This window comes from Mycobacterium sp. 1165178.9 (assembly GCF_001673555.1).
Lineage (GTDB): Bacteria > Actinomycetota > Actinomycetes > Mycobacteriales > Mycobacteriaceae > Mycobacterium.
In genome coordinates this window covers 1-2,940 of record NZ_LZMB01000590.1, presented here as the reverse complement: position 1 = coordinate 2,940, position 2,940 = coordinate 1, and the positions used below count along the sequence as shown (strand labels likewise).

General features: G+C 63.7%; 4 protein-coding genes. 2 read left to right on the top strand and 2 right to left on the bottom strand.

The window, feature by feature from the left end; translation table 11 throughout:
- Positions 1–1,132, top strand: a 1,132-nt coding sequence (locus A5652_RS25915; RefSeq protein ID WP_067358772.1) for a molybdopterin-dependent oxidoreductase, incomplete at its 5' end; no start/stop codon positions are given.
- A gap of 1 nt (position 1,133) precedes the next feature.
- The gene (locus A5652_RS25910) at positions 1,134–1,496 is read left to right on the top strand and encodes a hypothetical protein (protein ID WP_067358768.1); all 363 of its coding nucleotides are present in this window, start codon (positions 1,134–1,136) and stop codon (positions 1,494–1,496) included.
- Here A5652_RS25910 and A5652_RS25905 read toward each other — a convergent pair.
- Positions 1,462–1,794, bottom strand: a complete 333-nt coding sequence (locus A5652_RS25905) for a hypothetical protein (RefSeq protein WP_067358770.1) — start codon at positions 1,792–1,794, stop codon at positions 1,462–1,464. The genes A5652_RS25910 and A5652_RS25905 overlap by 35 nt on opposite strands.
- Before the next feature lie 121 nt (positions 1,795–1,915).
- On the bottom strand, positions 1,916–2,755 hold the full coding sequence (locus A5652_RS25900; RefSeq protein WP_067358766.1) for an SDR family oxidoreductase: 840 nt from the start codon (positions 2,753–2,755) through the stop codon (positions 1,916–1,918).
- Between the last annotated feature and the right edge of the window lie 185 nt (positions 2,756–2,940).

Sequence of the window (2,940 nt, the reverse complement as noted above, 5' to 3'; positions counted from 1 at the left end):
GCCGGCCTCATGGTCGATCTTCCCCGAGGCGTGGAACGACGTCGTCACCTACATGAGTTTCAATCTGCCGCCGCTGCTGCCTGGCGAGCCCCTGGATGCCATCCAGAAGCTGACCTACGCCGGCGTCGTCTTCTTGTTGGCCCCATTCCAGATCCTGACCGGCGCCGCGCAGTCCCCGGCCATCGAGGCCGCGTTCCCCTGGTATGTGCGCATGTGGGGCGGTCGGCAATGGGCGCGGAGCCTGCACTTCCTCGGCCTGATCGCGTTCTTGGTCTTCATCGTCATCCACCTGTCGATGATCTTCTTCTGGAGTTGGGGCCAGCTCACCGCTTCGATGATCTTCGGTTCCGTCCGCAACATTGGTTGGGCCACCGTCTTGTCGCTCGTGATCATCGCGGCCATCGTCGCCGTTCACATCGCGGCGACGGTGTGGAGCCTGCGCCGGCCCGTTCAAGTTCGTCGCGTGCTCGGCGCCGTGGTCACCCGTGCACGCAAAGTCCTGCTGCGGCCGCTGAATTCGCGGCAGAACTACCCCGAACGGATGACCACCAAGGAACACCGGGTGAACGGCAAGCCACCGGCCAGCGCCGAATACAAGGTGATGGCCGTGCACAACTTCGTCGATTGGCGCGTGCGGGTGGGCGGCCTGGTGGAGAACCCGGTGACGCTCGACCTGGACGCGCTGCGTTCCATGGCCGATCAGCAATCGCAGCGCGTGATGCACAACTGCGTGCAGGGCTGGACCAGCATCGGCCAGTGGAGCGGCATTCCGCTGGCTCAACTCGCGGACTATGTGCGTCCCCTGCCGCAAGCGAAATACATCTGCTTCTTGACCATGCAAGACACCGGCCGCGACGAGCCCAGCGCGGAAGGCGAGGGCCAATTCTACGAGGTGATCGACCTCGAACTCGCCTACAAGCCGCAGACGCTGCTGGCCTACGAGATGAACGGAAAGCCGCTGCCCATCAAGCACGGGGCGCCACTGCGGTTGCGGGTGGAGACCCAGGTGGGTTTCAAGATGGCGAAGTGGATCAATCAGATCGAGTTCATCGACGACTACTCCGGCGTCGGCCACGGCCTGGGTGGGTGGCGCGAGGACAACGTCCACTACGACAAGGACGTGGAGATCTGACATGACCGATGCGAACCCAAATGGCGTGCGGCCCGAGCTGATCGACCTGCAAAGCGTTGAGCGCGAGAGGGTTCTAGAGCTGGTTGCCGTCAAGGGCGGGCACTGTGCGGGATGCGGCGCCAAGGATTTCGCCGTCGGACATGCTTTGTATCTCGGGTTCTTGTTCCTCGACGAGGATGACGACGCCTTCATGGTGGCTTTGACGTGCCGCAACGACGACTGCCCCGCGCCGCGGACCGGAATCGTCTTGGCGGCCAACGAGTTTCTAACCGACTATCGAGCGATTTCCGACATCGAGGACATCGCGAGCCGCGCCCGGGCGAGGCAAGCTAGCGCAACCTGGGGTGGTCCGGAGTATCGGTGAACCGGGGCCGGGCGAGACCGAACCTTTCGATAGCATCCGACATGGAACGCAATTCGTCGCATAGGGATTGGAACCGGCGCTCGGCGGCGTCGTCGAGTATGCCAAGGCAGCTGTAGTGCACCAGCCGTCGCAACCGCCCGGCAAGCACCGCCCCCCAACGGATTCCGAAGTCGTAGATCTGGCCTTCGGGCACGTCGTCGCGCCGCGTGAGCTCTTTGAGAGCCGCGACTTGGTCGGCGAGTAGCTCGAAGTCGTCATCGGTCCCGATCGGCTCGGGCTCCTGCGCTGTTGGGCTCATCTGCACTCCCTTTACAGGCGCGGCGCTGATCGCCTAGGTGCCGTCCTTTCCGGGTGCCCGTCCGGGCTGTACCCGCTGAGCACACCGTTACACATGCCCGATGACCCCGAAGGCTCGCCACCTACAGGATCGGTCGCCCGCCGGTCACCGCCACCCGCGCCCCGGAGATGTAACTCGCGTCATCGGAGGCAAGCAGCACGTAGATCGCAGCGAGTTCGGCGGGCTGACCGGCGCGTCCCAGCGGCACGTTGTCGCCGAAGGATTCCACGCTGTCCGGCGGCATGGTCGACGGGATCAATGGTGTCCATATTGGGCCTGGCGCCACACTGTTGACCCGAATTCCCTTGTCGCCCAGAAGCTGGGCGAGGCTGGCCGAAAAGTTGGCGATGGCCGCCTTCGTCGCCGCATAGGGCGCCAGGGTGGGATTGGGTGTATCGGAATTGACCGACGAGCTGCCGATGATCGACGAGCCGGGGCCCATGTGCGGCACGGCCGCCTTGACGAGGTAGAAATACGCGCCGATGTTCAGCCGGAAGGTGTACTCCCACTCCTCGTCGCTGATCTCATCGAGACTCTTGCGCATCATCTGGTAGGCCGAGTTGTTGACCAGGATGTCGACGCCGCCCAGTTCTTGCACCGCCCGGTCTACGACGGCACGGCAGTGCGCGGCATCGGAGAGGTCCCCGGGCACCAGTACGCATTTGCGGCCGGCATTGGTGACATAACGCGCGACGTCGCGCGCGTCCTCATCTTCGTTGAGGTACGCGATCAGCACGTCGGCGCCTTCTCGCGCGAACGCAATAGCGACGGCACGTCCGATGCCGCTGTCACCGCCGGTGATGATCGCCTTTTTGCCCAGCAGTTTTCCCGAGCCCTGGTAACTGTTTTCACCACAATCAGGAATCGGCTCCATCTGCGCCTGTACACCGGGGACGGATTGTTGTTGTGCCACAAAGCCCATGCGATTTCCTCCACCGATTCATATTTGCGATTCACAATCTTGACGCCCAAGCCTCGGAATCAACCCGCCCACCGCTTTTACGATTCGCGCGGTACCGGGCCCGCCGTCGGCACATCCGGGTCGTCGTCGGCCGGCGGCTCGGGTTCGCGCCATTCCTCACTCCGACTGGACCTGTTGCCGCGAAG

What these genes read in the sequence shown, in the direction of transcription:
- A5652_RS25910 (WP_067358768.1), top strand. Translation starts at nt 1,134, where the DNA reads ATGACCGATGCGAACCCAAATGGCGTGCGGCCCGAGCTGATCGACCTG.
- A5652_RS25905 (WP_067358770.1), bottom strand. Translation starts at nt 1,794, where the DNA reads ATGAGCCCAACAGCGCAGGAGCCCGAGCCGATCGGGACCGATGACGAC.
- A5652_RS25900 (WP_067358766.1), bottom strand. Translation starts at nt 2,755, where the DNA reads ATGGGCTTTGTGGCACAACAACAATCCGTCCCCGGTGTACAGGCGCAG.